This is a genomic window from Paenibacillus lautus NBRC 15380, assembly GCF_004000945.1.
In the GTDB taxonomy this organism is placed as follows: Bacteria; Bacillota; Bacilli; order Paenibacillales; family Paenibacillaceae; genus Paenibacillus_AQ; species Paenibacillus_AQ lautus.
In genome coordinates this window covers 62,092-80,493 of record NZ_BIMF01000025.1, presented here as the reverse complement: position 1 = coordinate 80,493, position 18,402 = coordinate 62,092, and the positions used below count along the sequence as shown (strand labels likewise).

Annotated in this window: 11 protein-coding genes and 1 riboswitch; all 11 genes read right to left on the bottom strand. The window is 51.8% G+C overall.

The window, feature by feature from the left end; all coding sequences use genetic code 11:
• Positions 1–519: 519 nt before the first annotated feature.
• The 11 genes from PLA01S_RS28100 to PLA01S_RS28055 all read right to left on the bottom strand — a co-directional run bounded on the left by PLA01S_RS28100 (position 520) and on the right by PLA01S_RS28055 (position 18,350).
• Positions 520–1,890 (bottom strand): NCS2 family permease, encoded by a 1,371-nt coding sequence (locus tag PLA01S_RS28100; RefSeq protein ID WP_127595222.1) that lies wholly within the window; start codon positions 1,888–1,890, stop codon positions 520–522.
• Between the two features lie 51 nt (positions 1,891–1,941).
• Positions 1,942–2,136, bottom strand: coding sequence for a hypothetical protein (locus PLA01S_RS32170; RefSeq protein ID WP_164817528.1), 195 nt, complete (start codon positions 2,134–2,136; stop codon positions 1,942–1,944).
• A riboswitch (purine riboswitch) is annotated at positions 2,105–2,203 on the bottom strand. (Overlaps the previous gene by 32 nt.)
• A 278-nt stretch (positions 2,204–2,481) precedes the next feature.
• A complete protein-coding gene (locus PLA01S_RS28095; RefSeq protein WP_127595220.1) occupies positions 2,482–3,420 on the bottom strand; it encodes an NADP-dependent oxidoreductase in 939 nt (312 codons plus the stop codon).
• Between the two features lie 237 nt (positions 3,421–3,657).
• A complete protein-coding gene (gene guaA, locus PLA01S_RS28090) occupies positions 3,658–5,196 on the bottom strand; it encodes a glutamine-hydrolyzing GMP synthase (RefSeq protein ID WP_127595218.1) in 1,539 nt (512 codons plus the stop codon).
• Between the two features lie 78 nt (positions 5,197–5,274).
• Entirely contained in the window at positions 5,275–7,599 is a 2,325-nt protein-coding gene (locus PLA01S_RS28085; RefSeq protein ID WP_127595216.1) for a transglutaminase TgpA family protein, read from the bottom strand.
• The gene (locus PLA01S_RS28080) at positions 7,571–8,869 is read right to left on the bottom strand and encodes a DUF58 domain-containing protein (protein WP_127595215.1); all 1,299 of its coding nucleotides are present in this window, start codon (positions 8,867–8,869) and stop codon (positions 7,571–7,573) included. The genes PLA01S_RS28085 and PLA01S_RS28080 overlap by 29 nt, the downstream gene beginning before the upstream one ends.
• Positions 8,866–9,873 (bottom strand): AAA family ATPase, encoded by a 1,008-nt coding sequence (locus tag PLA01S_RS28075; protein WP_127595213.1) that lies wholly within the window; start codon positions 9,871–9,873, stop codon positions 8,866–8,868. Before PLA01S_RS28075 ends, PLA01S_RS28080 begins: the two co-directional genes overlap by 4 nt.
• Before the next feature lie 277 nt (positions 9,874–10,150).
• Positions 10,151–14,587 (bottom strand): endo-1,4-beta-xylanase, encoded by a 4,437-nt coding sequence (locus PLA01S_RS28070; RefSeq protein ID WP_246059896.1) that lies wholly within the window; start codon positions 14,585–14,587, stop codon positions 10,151–10,153.
• Between the two features lie 57 nt (positions 14,588–14,644).
• Positions 14,645–15,604 carry a carbohydrate ABC transporter permease gene (locus PLA01S_RS28065; protein ID WP_127595211.1) on the bottom strand — a complete coding sequence of 320 codons (960 nt, stop codon included), beginning with the start codon at positions 15,602–15,604 and terminating at the stop codon, positions 14,645–14,647.
• 2 nt (positions 15,605–15,606) lie between these two features.
• Positions 15,607–16,572 (bottom strand): ABC transporter permease, encoded by a 966-nt coding sequence (locus PLA01S_RS28060; protein ID WP_127595209.1) that lies wholly within the window; start codon positions 16,570–16,572, stop codon positions 15,607–15,609.
• 80 nt (positions 16,573–16,652) lie between these two features.
• A complete protein-coding gene (locus PLA01S_RS28055) occupies positions 16,653–18,350 on the bottom strand; it encodes an ABC transporter substrate-binding protein (protein WP_127595207.1) in 1,698 nt (565 codons plus the stop codon).
• Positions 18,351–18,402: the final 52 nt, after the last annotated feature.

Sequence of the window (18,402 nt, the reverse complement as noted above, 5' to 3'; positions counted from 1 at the left end):
TCTTATCACATCCGCTCGATCATTGCAAGCTTTTTTTGGATTTATTTTTCAAATTCATTTCGGCTTGTTATCTCAAGCGTTTGTTTCGACCGTATTTCTTGTCCGGAAATATAATATACCATGTGCAGATCATGAATGCAAGTCTTTTTTAAAAGTTTTTTCATAGAAACACTCTATCTAATATAAAGACCTCTGAATATAGAATGGCTGACAGAAAAGAACGAAGCCAATGTTTTCTCCTCCTGCTCTTGATGACATGTCTACTTGGTGACTGAACATTTCTATAATAATACGACTAACTTAAATCTCAGATTCGAAAACGTCCCGCTTCATGTGCATCCACAGGAGAATATCTGAAAAAGCTACCAACTTACCTCAACCGTTCAATGAGTCATACGCATCGTTTATCTTATTAAAAAACCGATACCTGCATTTGCAGACACAAAAAAACGAAAGCTCCGGATAGATACCCGAAGCCTTCGCTCTATTTGTTCATTATTAAGAGATAGAATTCCGAAACTATTCGGCACCGAGGAAAGCGTACCGGATCAAGATGATCACAAACAGGATCCACATCAGCCAATGCACCTTGGTATCTGTGCGTCCAGTCAACTTGCCGAATACCGCAAGGATCACGTAAGCAATAATACCACCAGAGATACCGTTAGCGATACCGCCAGTGAAAGGCATCAGGATGATGGTCAAGAATGCCGGGAATGCCTGCATGAAATCATCCCACTCGATATCCCGTACCTGGCTCATCATCAGTACACCGACAATGACAAGCGCTGGAGCTGTAGCAGCCGAAGGAACAACCAGAGCAATCGGAGCCAAGAACAATGCCAGAATAAAGAGTACGCCTGTAGTAACCGCAGTCAAGCCTGTACGTCCACCCTCCGCAACACCGGAAGTACTTTCTACGAAAGCTGTGATTGTACTTGTACCAAGGAATGCGCCCGCGCTTACGCCGCCGGCATCCACGAGCATCGCTTTACCAAGCTTCTTCTCGCCTTCCTCTTTGTTCTTCAGGAGTCCCGCACGACCTGCGGTACCAACCAATGTACCGAACGTATCGAACAATTCAACAAATGTAAAGATGAAGATAACTTCTACAAGACCAATGCCAAGGGCGCCCTTCAAGTCCATCTGACCGACAGCCAGATTATCAAATGAAGGAATCCAGCTTGCAGTGCTCAGACCTGACAGATCGGTTACTCCCATTGGAACACCAATCAGCGTCGTCAGCACGATACCGATAAGCAAAGCGCCCTTCAATTTGAGAACCATCAGGATGGCAATCAGGAACAGCCCGATGATCGCAAGCAGCGTATCTTTGTTCTGAATGAAATTACCAAGACCAAGATTGAAGGCACCGCCTGGTACCGGATGAGTAATATCCGTTCCCGGGTTAATGGAAGCCGTCACGATGTTGCCCAGCTTAAGACCAACGATGGTAATGAACAGGCCAATACCGACCGTAATGGCAATCTTTAAGTTGTTCGGCACCGCAGTCAACAGCATTTGGCGGACTTTGGTTACCGTGAGAATAATGAAGACAATACCGGAGATAAATACTGCACCGAGTGCGGCCTGCCAGGTAATCGCTCCGTTCGAGCTTAATACAACTGTCATGAAATATGCGTTCAAACCCATACCAGGTGCCAACGCAACCGGAATGTTAACGAAGAAGCCCATCGCCATCGTCACAAGGCCGGCACCTACTGCAGTAGCGAAAAATACGCCCTCCTGCGGAATACCCGCGCCATCAGGACCCAGGAACAAATTGTTGACCAGCAGGATGTAAGCCATGGTCATAAAGGTCGTCAAGCCTGCGATAATCTCGGTTCTTACATTTGTTCCGTGTTCCTTTAGTTTAAAGAAACGCTCCATTGTAGAGATATCCCCCTTAAAATTAATGACCGGCAACATACAAAATAGACCCTAAGGATAAATCCCCAGGGCCGTCGCTTGAAAAAAGAGCCGCAAAACAATCATTCGCATGCTGCCGGGCAGCATCCTTATCGAATAACCAGCTGCTGCTTTATGGAGCGCTGCTCCATCTTGCAGGCCGATATCTCGAATGCTGGACGAGTCCGCATCATTATATTGCCGCTCTTCTTTTCGTAGCGAGATCATTACGGTGACCTGTAGAGACTCCCGGGCCCATTCCCGGGATTATACGAAAAAGCTCATTATTTGTAGTTGTCATGTCAGTTTCTACACATATTCTAGGACGAGAAGCCCAACCTTGTCAATAACAAAAACGAATATTAAACTTGTCAATTTAAAGAAATGTTCGGGAATTGATATTCCACAACCCACTCATTCTAGGACAACTGAACTACATACGACAAAATACACACCAAAAACATGGGATAATGCGCACATAATCACTGAAATCCGTTCAGGGGTATTTCATTCGTGACAGCAGCAGACGCGGTTGAAGCCAGACACGCAGGACTAATCGGGATCGTGTGCTTCTTAGGAGAAGCTTATTGCTATTTTACCGACAGCATGGTGGGTCTCACTTAATGCGTGGGCATCGTAGAGTCCTTTTTGCGAAAAAGGAAACGTAGCTCCCACGACTGATCTTACCTTTTTTTGCTCCAACAGGTCGGCTATTTCCTGAAGCTGCTGACCATTGGGATCCAGCCATATATTTTTGGCGGTTACGTCATATTCCCTTACCAGCTCTTCATCAAAATCGCTGACAATCGATATGATTCGCCCGGTATGTTTTTTCAGCACTTTAAAGCTATTCTTCTGAACATCACCGCCTATCGTATCGAACACAACGTCCACATCCGATAATACATCTTCAAATCGGGTCGTGCGATAGTCAATAATCCGATCAGCTCCGAGTGAAGCCAGCAGCTCATGATTACGTTCACTGGCTGTCGTGATAACGTAAGCTCCCGCTTGTTTGGCAAACTGGATAGCGAACATGCCAACGCCACCGGCGCCTGCATGAATCAATACCTTCTCTCCTTCGGTCAGTTCGCCATGTGTAAAAAGCGCCTGCCAAGCAGTCAGTCCTGCGAGCGGAACGGATGCGGCTTCCTCCCATGAGATAGCAGCAGGCTTCCGCGCCAGTAGGTGATCATCCACCAAAGTATATTCGGCATATGTGCCAAAACGGGTGGTTTCCGGACGGGCAAACACTGCATCTCCCACTTTCCAATCCGTTACCTCGTTCCCCATTTCCGAAATCGTCCCGGCAACATCCCATCCCAAAATAATCGGAAACTCCCAATCCATCATTTGTTTTAAATAGCCTTCACGGAGCTTCCAGTCAATTGGATTGATCGAGGTGGCAGCCACTTTGACTAAAACCTGATGAGCTTGCGGTGTTGGATTAGGTACTTCTCTTTCCTGAAGCTCTTCCTTGCCCCCATAACGATCAATGACGATAGCTTTCATTCTTTTCCTCCTCACAGGTTCAGGTCTTGGTTCTGCCTTAAAGCTCGCTCTTAACAATGCACCCTAACGTATTATTCATCTTATTTCACAAAAGATGCATACAATAAAAACGATTGGCTCCTATCCGTCCATTGGTTAAAGGAAAAAAGTTCGTGTGTTATAAGCACAACATAAAAAACCTTCAATCCCACGGATGTGGATTTGAAGGTTTTTTGGTTTAGTGCAGCAGTATAAAAACTATTCCCACTCGATCGTTGCTGGTGGTTTGGAAGTCACGTCATACACGATACGGTTGACATTCTCGACCTCGTTCACGATACGTACGGAGATCTTCTCGAGCACATCCCATGGGATGCGTGCCCAGTCTGCCGTCATGCCGTCGATGGAGGTTACGGCACGGATACCTACGGTGTAGGAATACGTACGTGCATCACCCATTACGCCGACACTCTTCATATTCGGAAGCGCCGTGAAATACTGCCAGATCTCGCGATCCAGTCCCGCTTTCGCGATCTCTTCGCGCAGGATGTAGTCGGAATCACGAACGATTTGCAGCTTGTCCTCCGTTACTTCACCCAGTACGCGAATCGCAAGACCCGGGCCAGGGAAAGGTTGACGGTGAACGATCTCATCCGGTAAGCCCAGCTCTTCGCCGACTTTACGAACCTCATCCTTAAAGAGAGCTTTGAGCGGCTCGATCAGCGTAAATTTCATGTCTTCAGGCAGCCCGCCGACATTGTGGTGGGATTTGATTGTATGCGCCGTGTCCGTACCGCTCTCAACGATATCGGTATACAGCGTGCCTTGAGCCAGGAATGCAAAATCATCAAACTTGCTGGACTCCTCATCGAATACGTAGATAAACTCGTTGCCGATGATTTTCCGTTTTTTCTCCGGATCGTCTACGCCTTTCAGCTTGGACATGAAACGTTCCTGAGCGTCAATCTTAACGACCTTCATATCAAACTTGCCGACGAAGGTTTCCATCACGCTTTCGGCCTCGCCCTTGCGCAGCAGTCCATGATCGATGAACATACATGTCAGCTGATCGCCGATGGCCTTGTGAATCAGCATGGCCACAACGGAGGAATCAACGCCGCCGCTCAGCGCGCACAGCACTTTTTGTTCGCCGACGACTTCACGGATTTCGCGAACCTGGTCCTCGATAAAAGTCTCCATGCTCCAGTTACCTTCGCAACCGCACACTTCGTACAAGAAATTCTTAATCATTTCGTTACCATGGACGGAGTGACGAACCTCCGGATGGAACTGCACAGCGTACAGCTTCTTATCCTCGTTACTCATTGCAGCGATTGGAGCGGATTCCGTTCCTGCATCCAGCTTAAAGCCGGAAGGCAGCGATACCACGTGATCGCCATGACTCATCCATACGGTTTGTTTCTGCTCAATCCCTTTGACAAGCGTCGAGTTCGGAGCAAATTCCAATTCGGCTTTGCCGTATTCACGTTTCGAAGCACGTTCTACTTTTCCGTCCAGCTGTTGAGCCATCAGCTGCATGCCGTAGCAAATGCCGAAGATCGGCAGTCCCAGATCATAAATGGCTGGGTCCACATGCGGTGCATTCTCGGAATACACGCTGGAAGGACCTCCTGAGAAAACAATGCCGCGCGGGGAAAGTTCTTTAATTTTCTGGGCGGGCGTGTTGTATGGCAGAAGCTCACTATAAACGCCAAGATCGCGAATACGTCGTGCTATAAGTTGGTTGTACTGTCCACCGAAGTCCATAACGACGATGATTTCATTAGGCTTATTCATTACCGGGCCTCCCTTGATTAATGAAATTAATTATACGCAACCCTAATTCATACCGTCAAGAAAGAGGGCCCTTTGTTTTCATGCCAGTTTTTTGACAATTCGAATACATTGGCGTAAAAAGAGTACTTTTTCGGTACGGGACCACGGTTCATCATGGTATGCCGCCCGCTCCCAGCGCTGTGCAAACTGCTCCAGCTCCGCCCTGAATTCGGCATCGGCAATCGACAAGGCATTGACGTATTGGCGCATGGTCTGCCCTCTTTCCAACTCTCCAAACCTTCGCTGGAGCTTGTCCCAAACCCAGACCGAGGCCGCTACGAGTCCCTCCCGCCCGCTTACCGCTATCGTTCTGGCCATCCTCATGAAGGCCAAACTTTCGCGCACGGTCGGAATTTGATACATAACTGCCACTAGGATGGGAAGAACCAATAAGAGTACGCCCCCAAACATCACAGGACCGATGGCGGCTATCAGAAAGAGTACTTTAACGACTCCGAAAATCATGGAATTCCACAAGCTGTTCCAGTACTTAAGCCCGGCAGAACCGGAATCACCGGCTAGCGGAGGCGTGGACATCTGCTCGAAGCCAAAGCCTGGGGTTGGATCGAACATTACCCAGCCTTGACCCGAAAAAAAAACCTCAACCCACGCATGCGCATTCTTTTGTGCTACCTCATAGCGGTCAAGAGTACCTGCCACCCGCTCACCCGGTGCAAATCCGGTCACGTAGCGTGCGGGTATGCCCTCGGATCGGAGCAGCACGGTCATGGTCGTAGCAAAATGAACGCAGTACCCTTCCTTCGTATCAAACAAAAAATAATCCGTAAAATCCCTGCCTTCCGGAGGCACGGATGTTTGCAGGGAATAGGTATAGTTTTGCTCCAAATAGGATTCGATAGCTTTCGCCATTTCATACCTATTCACAGCGTCCAATGTGATCTCCCTTGCTAAATCCCTCACCCTGAAGGGCAGCTGCTCGGGAAGCTGCAGGTACATCTGCTTCAAATATTCGGGATCGTTGTCAGTCGCACTGCGGAGTGACTGCTCCTCCGGCTGATGGTATAAAGTTTCTATGGTATAACCGGATACCGCCCTCTCGCCTTGCAAGGATAGCGTTTCGGACAGCCTGTCAACGGCAAGCCTCGGTGTACCTCTCTCTTTGGAGAAATGCATCTCCTTCACACGGGTAATAAGGCCTCCGGACAGCACGGTCTGGATGGGGGTATCTTGTTCAAAAGTCAGTGTCTGGACAAGCCTGTCTCCATTAGGACGCTCCCAATAGGGGAGGATGTCGCTCAGGTCTTCGGATAGCTTGACGGGCTTGCGGATCGAGGGATCTACATCCCACTTCCGCCCATCATACCGGTTATACGTGTCTCCCCGCCAATAAGTCGGTTCAGGCGATTGTGCGGTAAAATACAACGCATCGTTCAGCGTCAGCGGACCTCCCAAATCTTTTCCCTGGGAAGCGTATCCGGCAACCTGAGAGGCAGGAATCGACGGTTCCGCGTTTCCCCAGATTCGATCCCCCCATCCCGTCAGTCGTTCCGCCATTTCGGATACCGTTAATCCCACACCCGCCGAAGGCTCGCTAAAAACTCCTCCCACTCGGGGAATTCCGGCGATCAGACAGGAAGCAAGCAGCACCACCAGGCTCCAGCGAAGCACTGGCAGCCCGGACAAGCGGCCGGATCGAACAGGCTCGGGGATATCAGTTCCACTATAGGATCCTTCAACGGTTTCCTGCTTCAGCTTAAGAATCAGCATCATACCCTGGGCCAGTAAAATATACAATACAGCCCGCAGCATATCACGGTAAATGCTTTCCTCCAAGGCGGATTCCAGCACCGCCAAATAAACCAGCGTCGAACCGCCAAACAACCACACGGTTCGGCGATACAAAGCCAGCATATGGACCGCCGATACCATGATCGCCCAGCCGACAAGGAGGATGATGGTTCTCGTCTCCTGGCTTAAGGCAGTAAACTCCCATGCATTTCCGAATACCGAAACGTCACCCGGAAGTATATCCGAAGCATAATCGGTCAGCCATGCCAGCGGGTGGCTGTATTCAAACAAACGGGCACACAGCCAGACCACCAGAACGGCGTTCAGCGGCAGCCACACCCAGCCCCGCAACGTAAATAATCCTTGCAGCAGCAAGAATAAAGCCCAGATGAATAAGGTTTGCAGCATAAGATGGCCGCCCATGTCCCCTGCATCCCGAAGCGGCAAGAGCCACTCTGACAGCAGTCCCATAACCGGCAGCGTGATCAATATGCGGTGAAGAAGCGTTCCGTGCGACAATCGGGAGACGAAAATATGGGGGACGCTCCAGGCTCCGGATATCCCGGTCTTCCGATGGCCTCCATCCCTAACGGGCGAGCTTCCCGGTTCGATCATGGCCGGCACCTCCTCTCTGCATTGGCTTCCCATTTGTCGGCTTTTCATGCAAATAAACCAGCCTCCCGCCTTTGCTGAAAAACTCTCGTGCCCACTCCGGCTGCGCCTGATTCTCCAATGGACTAACCCATGAGCTTGAATTTCCAGTCGATTTTAAACGCTTTACACTTTGCGTACAGAAGATGGTAACTTTTCTGCTGCCCTCATTGAGCAGGTTGATTGCTGCGACAGCCGCTCCCTGATGAAAAACGCCCGTAATAATCGCCCAATCCGTATTCTTTTGCGAGGGAGAAAGAGACTTCTCGAAACTTCGGTTCCGTACAGGATCTTTCCCGGTTAGCTGAGCGAAGGCAAGCGGCACCAGCGTATTCTGCTGCTCCTTGGATACGCCTTTTCGTTCGATCGATTGGCCCTCTAAATCCGCTCCATCCATACATAATTGATAGGGAATTCTGCATCGAATGAGCCGGGATATAAATCCTGCTGCCGCAGATACCGCGCCTTCAAATGCATCCTCCGGTTTCAAAGCGCCAAGACCTGCATACCCTTGGAGCGATGTATCCAGCACAACCCCCTGCCTTGATCCATAGCCCTCATGCGACATGAAAGATTGCAAGCGTCCAAGCTTCGCGGAATTCTTCCAATGAATCCGGTTCATGGGATCGCCGGGAACATAATCGCGCACGCCCGAACCTCTCATTTCATTCCAAACGTTAAAGCGTACGCGTTCATCTTCCATGTCCATATCGCTTCCATGTTTGGGCACCTGGGCCTCCGGCCACTCGGCGGGTCTTGGCAGCACGATCATGCCGCCTGTATCGCTTTGCACACTCCGGCTTGTCCTGAACCAACCGAACATATCGCCCCATTCCACCTCGCTATAGATTGAAGACCAGACTCCGCGGGGAACCTGGTTCAGTCTGTAGGTATACTCGAGCCTTCGCTTCATGCCGGGGAACAACAGCTTGCGATGTTCCCTGCTGCCGATCCGGTCGGTTATGATAAGCCACGGCACGGGCAGAAGGGAATGATAGCCCACTTGAACCGTCATCTGAGCAGAATCCCCCACCTGTATGCACGAAGGGGAGCTTGTATGCGAAATAGTGATTCGGGTTGGGCCCAGCAAACTCGTCAAAGCCCCGCCAAGCAATAGAATCGTGGATGCCCACCATACAAGCCGCAGCGATTCCCCGCCTAACCAAACATAAAGGCCCAACGAAACGGACCAGATGGCCGCTCCTCTCGACCATTCCAGCAGACGGCGTCTCATGACGGATTTCCCTTCCGGCTGCGCTGGCGCGGCAGATCAAACCTCGTAATGATGGACTCCACCATTTCATAAGGAGTTACGCCGGCAGCGCGTGCCTCATAGGACAGATGAATCCGGTGGGTGAGCACAGATACGGCAACACGTAGACAATCATCAGGGATGACATACATTCGACCTGTCAGAAACGCAGCTGCCTGTGAAGCGCGGAGCCACGCCAATGTCCCTCTCGGACTAATCCCCAGAGTCACGCCCTGCTGTCTTCGGGAAGCATCCGCCACACTGACCATGTAACGTTTTATGGTGTCATCCACAAATACACGGGAAACCATCTGCTGCATCCGGATGAGCTCGGAACCCATCATGAGCGGTTTCAGATCATCCAATCTGGAACTGCCCATCCCCCGCTCCAGCAGCTCCAATTCACCTTCCATATTGGGATATCCCAGCGATAATTTCATCAAAAAACGATCCAGCTGTGCCTCCGGCAGGCGGCTTGTCCCTTCATATTCATAAGGATTTTGCGTTGCCAGCAGGAAGAAGGGGGCAGGCAGCGGATAGGTTTGACCGTCCACGGTGACGCGTCCCTCTTCCATCGCCTCCAGCAGCGCGGATTGTGCCCGCGGCGATGCCCGGTTAATTTCATCGGCCAACACAATATTGGACATCACGGGTCCTGGCCTAAATACGAATTCCCCCGTATGCGGATAATAGACCGACGCCCCTGTAATATCCCCTGGCATCAGATCATACGTAAACTGAATGCGGCTGAAATCACAGCCGATTAACGCAGCCACCGACTTCACCAGCATGGTCTTCCCGACTCCCGGCACATCCTCCAACAGCACATGTCCTCCGGCCAGCAAGGCAATCATCGTTAACGAGATTTGCTCCTCATGTCCTACAATGACACTGCCGATCCGTTGGGTAACCCTCCCCAGAAGCTCAGGTGCCCACTCCGGATGATTTGCTTCTTCAGCATGAACGGATGAACTAAACAAGAACATCAACCTCCAACCTATATTCATAGATTATTAAATAGCGGTAACTTGGAATCTTGAATCTATGAATAGGTTTTCCAAGAAAGCAAGAAGATAGACGTTATTTGCTAGAAAAGGCTTGCCCTTTCCTGCATGATTTATAGCGTACGGTCCGCCTGGCCTGATCGGCATCTACATGAAAAAGGCCAGCCCGTTGCTACGGCTGGCCTCCAACTCCATTCTACTTACATGCTGGCTTTCATCGTTCACATCAGATCATCGCATTAACGATTCACGGCCTTCCTCATTTCCAATTCCAAATCCGGTCAAGGATCACCGCAGCCTGAGCACGCGTAAAGTAAGCCTGTGGAGCAATGCTGCCATTCATGCCGTTCACGATGCCCGAGCCGGCAAGCAGCGCTGCACTCGATTTGGCATACTCAGCAACCTGATCCCCATCAGCAAAAGAATCCAGTGACCCCTGCCCTTCCAGCTTCCTGCCGGCTGCCTCCAGAGCACGCTGCGTCACCACCATCATGTCCTGGCGTTTCATCGGTGTGTCCGGCAAGAAACGGTTTCCTCCGACACCTTGAACCAGCCCAAGCTCTGTGGCGATCTGCACGTCTTCGTAATAATATGCCGAAGACGTAACATCTCCGAATGCTGCCTGGCCTTCGCCCGAGCCCTCCAGCTCCAGCGCTCGTACGAGCATAACGAGGAATTCAGCTCGAGTAATCGGGTTCAACGGATTGAATCTCGTTTCGGTCTCACCTTGAATCATTCCACGGGATGCCATCGTTTCGATCGCATCGATCGCCCACGGTACATGCTTCAAGTCATGAAACGTCTTGAATGCGGAAGCGACTGCAAACGTGCCGCCATGCGGCAGCGCTGCATGCACGATCCCCTGTTTCGCATCATAGCGGCTGTTAGCAAGAGGCCCGCCTTGCCCGTTGGCATCGATCTTCCTAACAACGATATGATCCGGTTGTGCCAGCTCTTCCTGGGTTGGTGTATAAGGCACCAACCAGATTAGGCGAGCCTTGCCCGATTTCCAAGACAGGGCCCGATCGCCGACAAGAACCTCTATCTGGAACACCGGACGATTGCCGATCTTCTCGCGGAGGGCCGCATCCAGATTGCTGCCCGAAGCTTTCGCTAGACGCAGCGTGACGGTTTCTGTATCCGTTACACCGGTTCTCTGAATCAACGTGCTTGGCAATTCCAGCGTGCCAAACTCCGTTTGGAGGATAAGAACTGCCTGCGGATTCCCCAGCAGCCACTTAACCGGCAGCTGAATATCGTAGGACCGGGCTCCTTTTTGAGCCGGAATGTCCACGACCGCTCGCTTCGTCCCCTCTGTCCCAGCTGCCGCCTTCTCCAACGCCTGCTGAAGGAATTGGCTCGGGACAGCAGTGATGATCCGCCCGTCGTTGTTCCGGATTTCGAGTGAAGACGAAGACGTGCTTGGAGCCGGACTCGTACTGCTTCCGCCTCCGCCCGTGGTTCCTCCGCTTCCTCCGTTACCGCCGCCGTTATGTTCTCCGGCGTTTCCATTGCCTCCGCCGGGAACCGAGCTCTTCGTGAATTCCAGCACGCCGAACCTGGACGTGTTCTGATAGGATTGGCCGGTCGGATCCGACCAGATGGCCACGCTGTCTCTTGTACCTTGGCCGTCTTCATCGTTGTTCACCTGCAAATCGAACCCGATGACCGTCCCCTTCTCAGGCTTGATCTTATCCAGACGGATCGCTGCTTCAACGACATATCCCCCATCGATCACCTTCGCTGCCGAAGTGGAGTTATCCTCGCCCGCATGACCGCCAAAGGAACGCACATTGTTGAAGTTCATCCGGTACTGTCCATCATCTTCTTGGTAAACATCCGTCTTTCCATTGTTCTGATCCACAAAAATCTCTACCGAATCCTGCTCCCATACGTTGGGACTCGCATCCGATAACAAGCTGTCGCTAATGACGGCATAAACGTACAGGTGATTCTCATCCCATAGCGTCCGAAATTTAGCGGTCGCGCCGCTGTTACCCTCAACCCATACGCCGGTTGCCAGTTCCCCGGCGTCCTTCCAGATGCCGTCGAGCTCGCCATCCACCTTCGGGGTGCCATAGCGGGCCTGGGCCGATTTCGGCGCGGCAGCAAGCGTAAGCATGCCGAGTCCGTCTTGATCGCTCTCCTGGGTATGCCTTGGATCGCTCCAGGACACCATTGCCCCATTCTTGCCATGCTCGGAACCGTCATCCGAGCCGGAATCCGTCACTCTGACATCGAAATAAATGTCGCCGCCCAGCGATCCTTCTCCGTTAAGCGGAAGCAGGGCTTCCCCTGCGTAACCTCCAGCGGTTTCTAGCGTGTTGGCGGCTCCACGCTGAATCCGGGCTTTTTGCAGGGTACCGTTCACCACAGCGAAGACGTCAACCTGATCTCCCGGGGATATCGATCCGTCTTTCACGTCAACCCTGACATACATATGGTCCTTGTCCCATAGTGTCTTAAATTCAGCAGATAACGATCCTAGCTGCTCTGTCTTAAGTGCCGGAACCAGATTCCAGGCAAAATCCGGTTGTCCGTCGATGAGCGCCTTACCCTCCACAGACATTCCGGTCTTTCTCACAATCGTTAGTCTGGAAGGATCGACCATTCCCCAATAAGCAGGCTTGGCCTGATATTGCTTGTCAAAAGGAAACGGGGCATCCTGGCGGCCTGTACCCGCGGGACGATCATGCAGCCAGGTGTGGTCGTCTGCAATCCCCCAAATGGTAACATTGCTGATCCAGCCTCCTTCCACACCCGCATCAACGCCCGTTTGGTCCAGCCGCTTCAGCTCTTCAAACAGCTCTTTGTACCGATAACCTTGCTTGTCGAGCAATTCCTGTGGAACCGTCTGGTAGGCGTCGGTATTGTTCGTATACACCGAAACGTCCAGCTCGGTAAGCTGATTGTCAAAGCCCGCCTCGCCGAACATCCGGATGGAATCCGAGATTTGCTGGATGGACGGCCCGCTGATATTGATGTGCGTTTGATGGCCCACGCCATCGATCGGAACGCCTTCCGCCTTCAGCTGTTTCACGAGATTCAGCAGATAATCGCGTTTCTTCGGATTGTGCGTGCTGTAATCGTTGATGTACAGCTTGGCCTCAGGACCGGCTGCATCACGTGCCGCATGAAATGCGGTCCGAATATAGTCGAGCCCCGTTATTCGGTACCACTGACTGTCCCGCATGCCATCCGGACGCCCTTCATCAATGACCTCATTCACGACGTCCCAATCGCGGGCATCGCCCTTGTAGCGGCCGACCACTTCATGAATATAGGCTTCCAGCCTCTGAAGAACGAGCGCTTTATTCTCCGGCGTAGCTTCAAGATAATGGCCCTGATCATCCTTTAGCATCCATTCGGCCCCTTGCTGATGCCACAGCAGCGTATGGAACCGGAGATTCATGCCATGATCCCTGGCATAATCCCTGATCAGATCCGCGTTGGTAAAGTTATAGGTTCCTTCGCTTGGATTGAGGGATTCCGGTTTCATCACGTTCTCGGCAACGAGCGAGTTGTAATGGTAATCCAAAAGCTCCTTGTGCACGCCGGACAGATGCTTGGGCTCCACCGCTGCCCCGATCTCGAAATAATCCTGATACACATCCTTCAGTGCCGGAATATCCGTCTGAATGGAGCCCGGCAGAGCGAGCTTAATGTCATCGACATAGAAATTGGAAAGATCCGAGGTTTCCACATACAGCTTCAATGTTTCCATATCCGAACTGAAGCCGAATGTTCCTCTCAGTTCCACCCACTCCGTACCGCTCGCGGAGGCTGAGGCGACGGTCGTATAGGACGTGTCTGCTGTGCCCGCCGCTTTGTTCTCCATCGAAAGCGATAGTTTGACCGCAGCGGCAGGGGCTTCCTCAAGCCTCGCATAGGCTGAGATTGTATACGTTTTTTGGCTTACCATGATGTCTTTAACATCTTGGCTGGGCCCGTTCCAGTTGTTCGTCCGATCATGGACCTTTAATCCGTAGCCGCCGCTATGGGCTGCATCTGGCAAAGCTTCTACTGTCTCCGAATCGCGTGGTCCCCAATCCATCGTCGTTCCGTCTTCAAAATCCCATACGACCGTATTCTCTCCCCCCGGTATCTCACTGCCGGGGTCCGGTGCCGGGTTAATCAACCGGACCTTGAATTCGTCCATATAATAAGCGGCGTCCGGACTGCTCGGGCTCTGCAGATATACCTGCAAGGCTGAGGCATTAACATCGTATTTATAATTGCCTTTTATCTCTACCCACCCGTCGGCGGATACATCGACCGGACTGCTGAAGTTCACGTATTCCGGCTCGGCTCCGGTTTGCTGCATGGCAAGCTGAAGCTTCTGAGACCCTTGGGTGCCCTCCTTCAAATGGACATAAGCGGAAATTTCATAGGTAGCTCCCTTGTCCAGCCGATTCGTGGCGGATAGATTAAACCCCGGTCCGTTCCAGTTCGCCGTCCTTCCCTCGGTCAGCAAACTCCCTGTCCCTTCATAGGCATAGGTAGCGGAAGTCACCGTCTCCGTCCCCCGTTTGAACCACCCCTCCGTCCCCCCATCGAAATGATGGTGAATCACAAGATCCTGATCAGCGGGCCTTTGGGCCGGTTCAACTGCCGCCGCACTCCAACTAGGCGGAATGAGCAGCATGGACGCGATCAGCATCAGGCTGATCTTCCTAAAGACTGTTCTCTTTGACACGGAATACTTGCCTCCTCATCGGTTGCATTTATGGTCTGTCCTCTAGCGAAACCTTGGTCATTCTTTGACGCTGCCCACGTTCAACCCGACGACGAAATATTTCTGCAGAAACGGGTATACCACCAGAATGGGAACGGAAGCTACAACCGTTACGGCCGCCCGTATGGACAACGGCGTTACCATGGCGGCGGCAGAATCCTGGGTCATGCCTGCGCCAGCGGCCACATTCGGATTGCTGTTGGAATTCATGCTCGACGACAGCAGTTTCATGAGCTCGTACTGCAGCGTGCTCAGCTTCTGCGTAGACGACGTATACAGAAACGCGTCAAACCATGTGTTCCATGCGCCTACCGCTACAAACAGCGCGATCGTGGCAAGCACCGGCTTGCACAGCGGGAAGATGATCTGCATGAAGATTTTGAAATCCCCGGCGCCGTCGATTCTTGCGGATTCAACCAGGCTTTCGGGAAGGGTGCCGATGTAGGTGCGGATCACAATCAGGTTGAACGCACTCACCATGGACGGCAGGATGTATACCCAAAAGCTGTTCAGCAAATTCAAATCCTTGATCAGGAAATAACCCGGGATCAAACCTGCGTTAAAGTACATCGTTAATACAAACACCAGCGTAATCGGCTTGCGGAAGGCGTATTCGCGCCGGCTTAACGTGTAGGCCAGCATCGTCGTCAGGAAGATATTCAGAACGGTGGAGAGAACGGTTCTTGCCACGGTGATCCAGAATGCGTCATAAATCGTCCCGGAAGCGAATACCGCCTTGTAATTTTGCAGCGTCCACTCTCTCGGGAGCAGATAGATTCCGCCGCGGATCGTATCGTTCCCCGCATTGAACGACACCGCAATCGTGTTCAGGAACGGGTACAACGTCACGATCACCAGAAAGATCATAAATACGGTGTTAAACGTATTGAATAAAACCGGCTCCACGCGCGTTCGGACGATATCTTTCTTCAAGGGAGCGTTTGCCGCATTCTGCGGGCTGAGCTGCTGATTTCCCATGTCTATAACAACCTCTCTTCCCCAAGCCGCTTCGCGGTCCAGTTGGCGAGCAGCAGCATGGTAACGCTGACCACCGTCTTAAAGATCCCGCCGGCCGTAGCCATCGAGTAATTTCCCTGCGCAATTCCATACTTCAGCACGAAGATATCGATCGTCTCCGCCCAGTCCACCACGAGCCCGTTGCCAAGCAGATACTGCACCTCGAATCCGGCTTCCAGAATATGTCCGATGGACATAATCAGCAAAATCACGATGGTTGCTTTGATGCCGGGAAGCGTCACGTGGAGCATCTTGCGATAGCGGCTGGCCCCGTCGATTTCGGCGGCTTCGTAAAGCGCAGGATCGATCGAAGCAATGGCAGCCAGATAGATGATGGTGTTCCAGCCCACCTCTTTCCATACATGGGAGCCCCCGACGATGCCCCAGAAATACTTTCCTTCGCTCAGCCAAAGAATCGGTTCCTGGATGATCTGAAGCTTCATCAACAGATCATTGATGATGCCGTCCGAGGCCAGCGAGGTGGCCACGATGCCCGTTACGATAATCCAGGACAAGAAATGGGGCAAATATGAAATGGTCTGAACGGTTCGTTTCCAAAATACTTTCTTGATTTCGTTTAACAGCAGCGCCAAAATAATGGCGGTAACAAACCCAAGCACGAGGTTGATCAAACTCATGCCTACCGTGTTGCGCAGCACGCGCAGGAAGTTGTCGTCCGTAAACAGGAACCTGAAGTGCTTAAGCCCCACCCACGTCTGTTGCCCGAAGTCCCTCGCCGGCTTGTAATCCTGGAAGGCCATCGTCCAGCCCCATACGGGGACATAGGCAAACAGGATAATGTACAGCATCAACGGGACTGACATCATGATCAGCTGCTTCTGATTTTTGATCAGGGTCCATGTGATCGGCTGCTTCTTTCCCCTCTTGGGATGCCGGACGGCTCTTTTTTTCGCTAAGGTCTCATCCATATCAAGCTGCTCTCCCCACCAACCTTAATTTTAGAAAGTGGAAGGCCAACAGCTCGCCTTCCACCCTGATCTTCAACCGTTTATTTGCTCCAATTGTCGATTCTCCATTGGATCTGTTCGTTAATCCGATCTTCATAAGCTTTAATGTTGATTTTTCCGATCTCGGCCGTATACTCGCTCCAAGCCGATTCGAAATCAGCCGGTTTGGCCAGGATGGCCTTAGGCAGGAATTTGGTAGACAGGTCATTCAGCTTCGTGTTGACCACCTTCGCTTCCGATCCTTCTACCAAATCGATGGTCCATGCCGGGTATGCCACCTCGTTCTCCGGCGGCTCGCTGAAGAAGTCCACGTAGCTGTCAAAGCCGTAAGCTTCAAGGAACTTCTTGTCGTATTCCTTCAGGCCGGCTTTATACTCCTCAGGCTGAGCCGCCGCATCCGTCGCGTTGCCGTCGCTGTAGCTTCCTTCGATTTTCGGTGCGAAGCCGAAGAAGGCATCCGCTTTGTTCGCCAGCTTCCAGGTCCCGTCCGTAAACGCATCACGCTGCTCCTGCGTTTTCATAAAACGGCCTTCGTCATTCACGATGTAATCCTCGCCCTCGATTCCCCAGCTCAATACCTTCTGCCAATCCTCCGTAATCAAGGTGTCGAGCAGCTTCAGGATTTTGACCGGATCCTTGGCGTTCACGCTGATGCCGAAGCCATTATTCAGGTTGAGCGGCCCGCGGTCGCGATAATGGTCCTTGATGCTCTCGTCGTAAACCAGCGGAAGGCCGACATACGTTCGTTCATCCTTGCCCTGCGTAATCAGGGAGTTCTCGGCGTTTTGGAAGTTCCAGTGCTGATCGAACATCCCCAGCACCGTACCGCTGGACAGCTTGGCAAGATACTGGTCATAGTTTTGCACGAAGGTCTCTTTGTCGATCAGTCCCTGTGCATTCATCTCGTTCAGCTTCTGGTAGTACTGCTTAGCATAATCCTTGTTGGCAAATACCTCGGCAACGCCATCCTTAACTACGACACCTCCATCGTTCGGATGTCCGATCAAATGCTGCGGGGCGTTGAACAACCCCCAGTTTCTCCAGTCGTAATTCAGGATTTCGAACCCGATCGTCGGGCTGCCGTCAATGGTCGGGTATTTCTCCTTATACTTGGAGATCAGATCAAAATACGCGTCCAGCGTCTTGACCTTTGGATAACCGAACTCCTCCAGCACCGCCTTCTGAATCCAGAATGCCGGTCCCGAATACCAGGTGCTGTTCAGCTTCCCGTTGAAGACTCCGTAGTTCGGAAGAATATAGATATGGCCGTCATTCGGGTCTTTCATCATGTTCCAATAGTCTTCATAATGCTTTTTCAAATTGGGAGCATGCTCCTCAATCAAATCTTCCAGCGGAATATAGGCACCGGCCGCCGTAAGCTTCGTATTTCCGGTCATCATATCCGGATAATCGGAACCGGCAATCATAACGCCCAGTTTCTGATTGATATCGCCGGCCAGAAATTCAAAGTTGAAGGTGGCGCCGAGCTCATCCTTGATTTTCTTATAGATTTTGTTATCCGGCGTCGGCTGCTGCCCAGCCTCCCCAATAAAAACGCTTACCTCGAATGGTTCGACCTTATTCCCGTCCGTCCCGGGTGTTGTTTGTTCCGCGGAGTCCTTTGGTTCCGGCTGGGCCCTGCTATTCCCGTTTCCGCCCCCGCAGCCCGTAAGGACGATGCAAAGCGACAACAGCAACGTCGTGCTGAGCCGAAGCCATGATTTTGTCTTCCCCCCCATAAAAGCACCTCCGTCATAATGTGGTTACACCGCTGGTGATCAACGGCCTTGC

Excerpts from the sequence above, each read along its gene's own strand:
- PLA01S_RS28055 (WP_127595207.1), bottom strand. The coding sequence starts at position 18,350 with ATGGGGGGGAAGACAAAATCATGGCTTCGGCTCAGCACGACGTTGCTG.
- guaA (WP_127595218.1), bottom strand. The coding sequence starts at position 5,196 with ATGAATAAGCCTAATGAAATCATCGTCGTTATGGACTTCGGTGGACAG.
- PLA01S_RS28060 (WP_127595209.1), bottom strand. The coding sequence starts at position 16,572 with ATGGATGAGACCTTAGCGAAAAAAAGAGCCGTCCGGCATCCCAAGAGG.
- PLA01S_RS28095 (WP_127595220.1), bottom strand. The coding sequence starts at position 3,420 with ATGAAAGCTATCGTCATTGATCGTTATGGGGGCAAGGAAGAGCTTCAG.
- PLA01S_RS28075 (WP_127595213.1), bottom strand. The coding sequence starts at position 9,873 with ATGTTCTTGTTTAGTTCATCCGTTCATGCTGAAGAAGCAAATCATCCG.
- PLA01S_RS28080 (WP_127595215.1), bottom strand. The coding sequence starts at position 8,869 with ATGAGACGCCGTCTGCTGGAATGGTCGAGAGGAGCGGCCATCTGGTCC.
- PLA01S_RS28065 (WP_127595211.1), bottom strand. The coding sequence starts at position 15,604 with ATGGGAAATCAGCAGCTCAGCCCGCAGAATGCGGCAAACGCTCCCTTG.
- PLA01S_RS28100 (WP_127595222.1), bottom strand. The coding sequence starts at position 1,890 with ATGGAGCGTTTCTTTAAACTAAAGGAACACGGAACAAATGTAAGAACC.
- PLA01S_RS28085 (WP_127595216.1), bottom strand. The coding sequence starts at position 7,599 with ATGATCGAACCGGGAAGCTCGCCCGTTAGGGATGGAGGCCATCGGAAG.
- PLA01S_RS32170 (WP_164817528.1), bottom strand. The coding sequence starts at position 2,136 with ATGATCTCGCTACGAAAAGAAGAGCGGCAATATAATGATGCGGACTCG.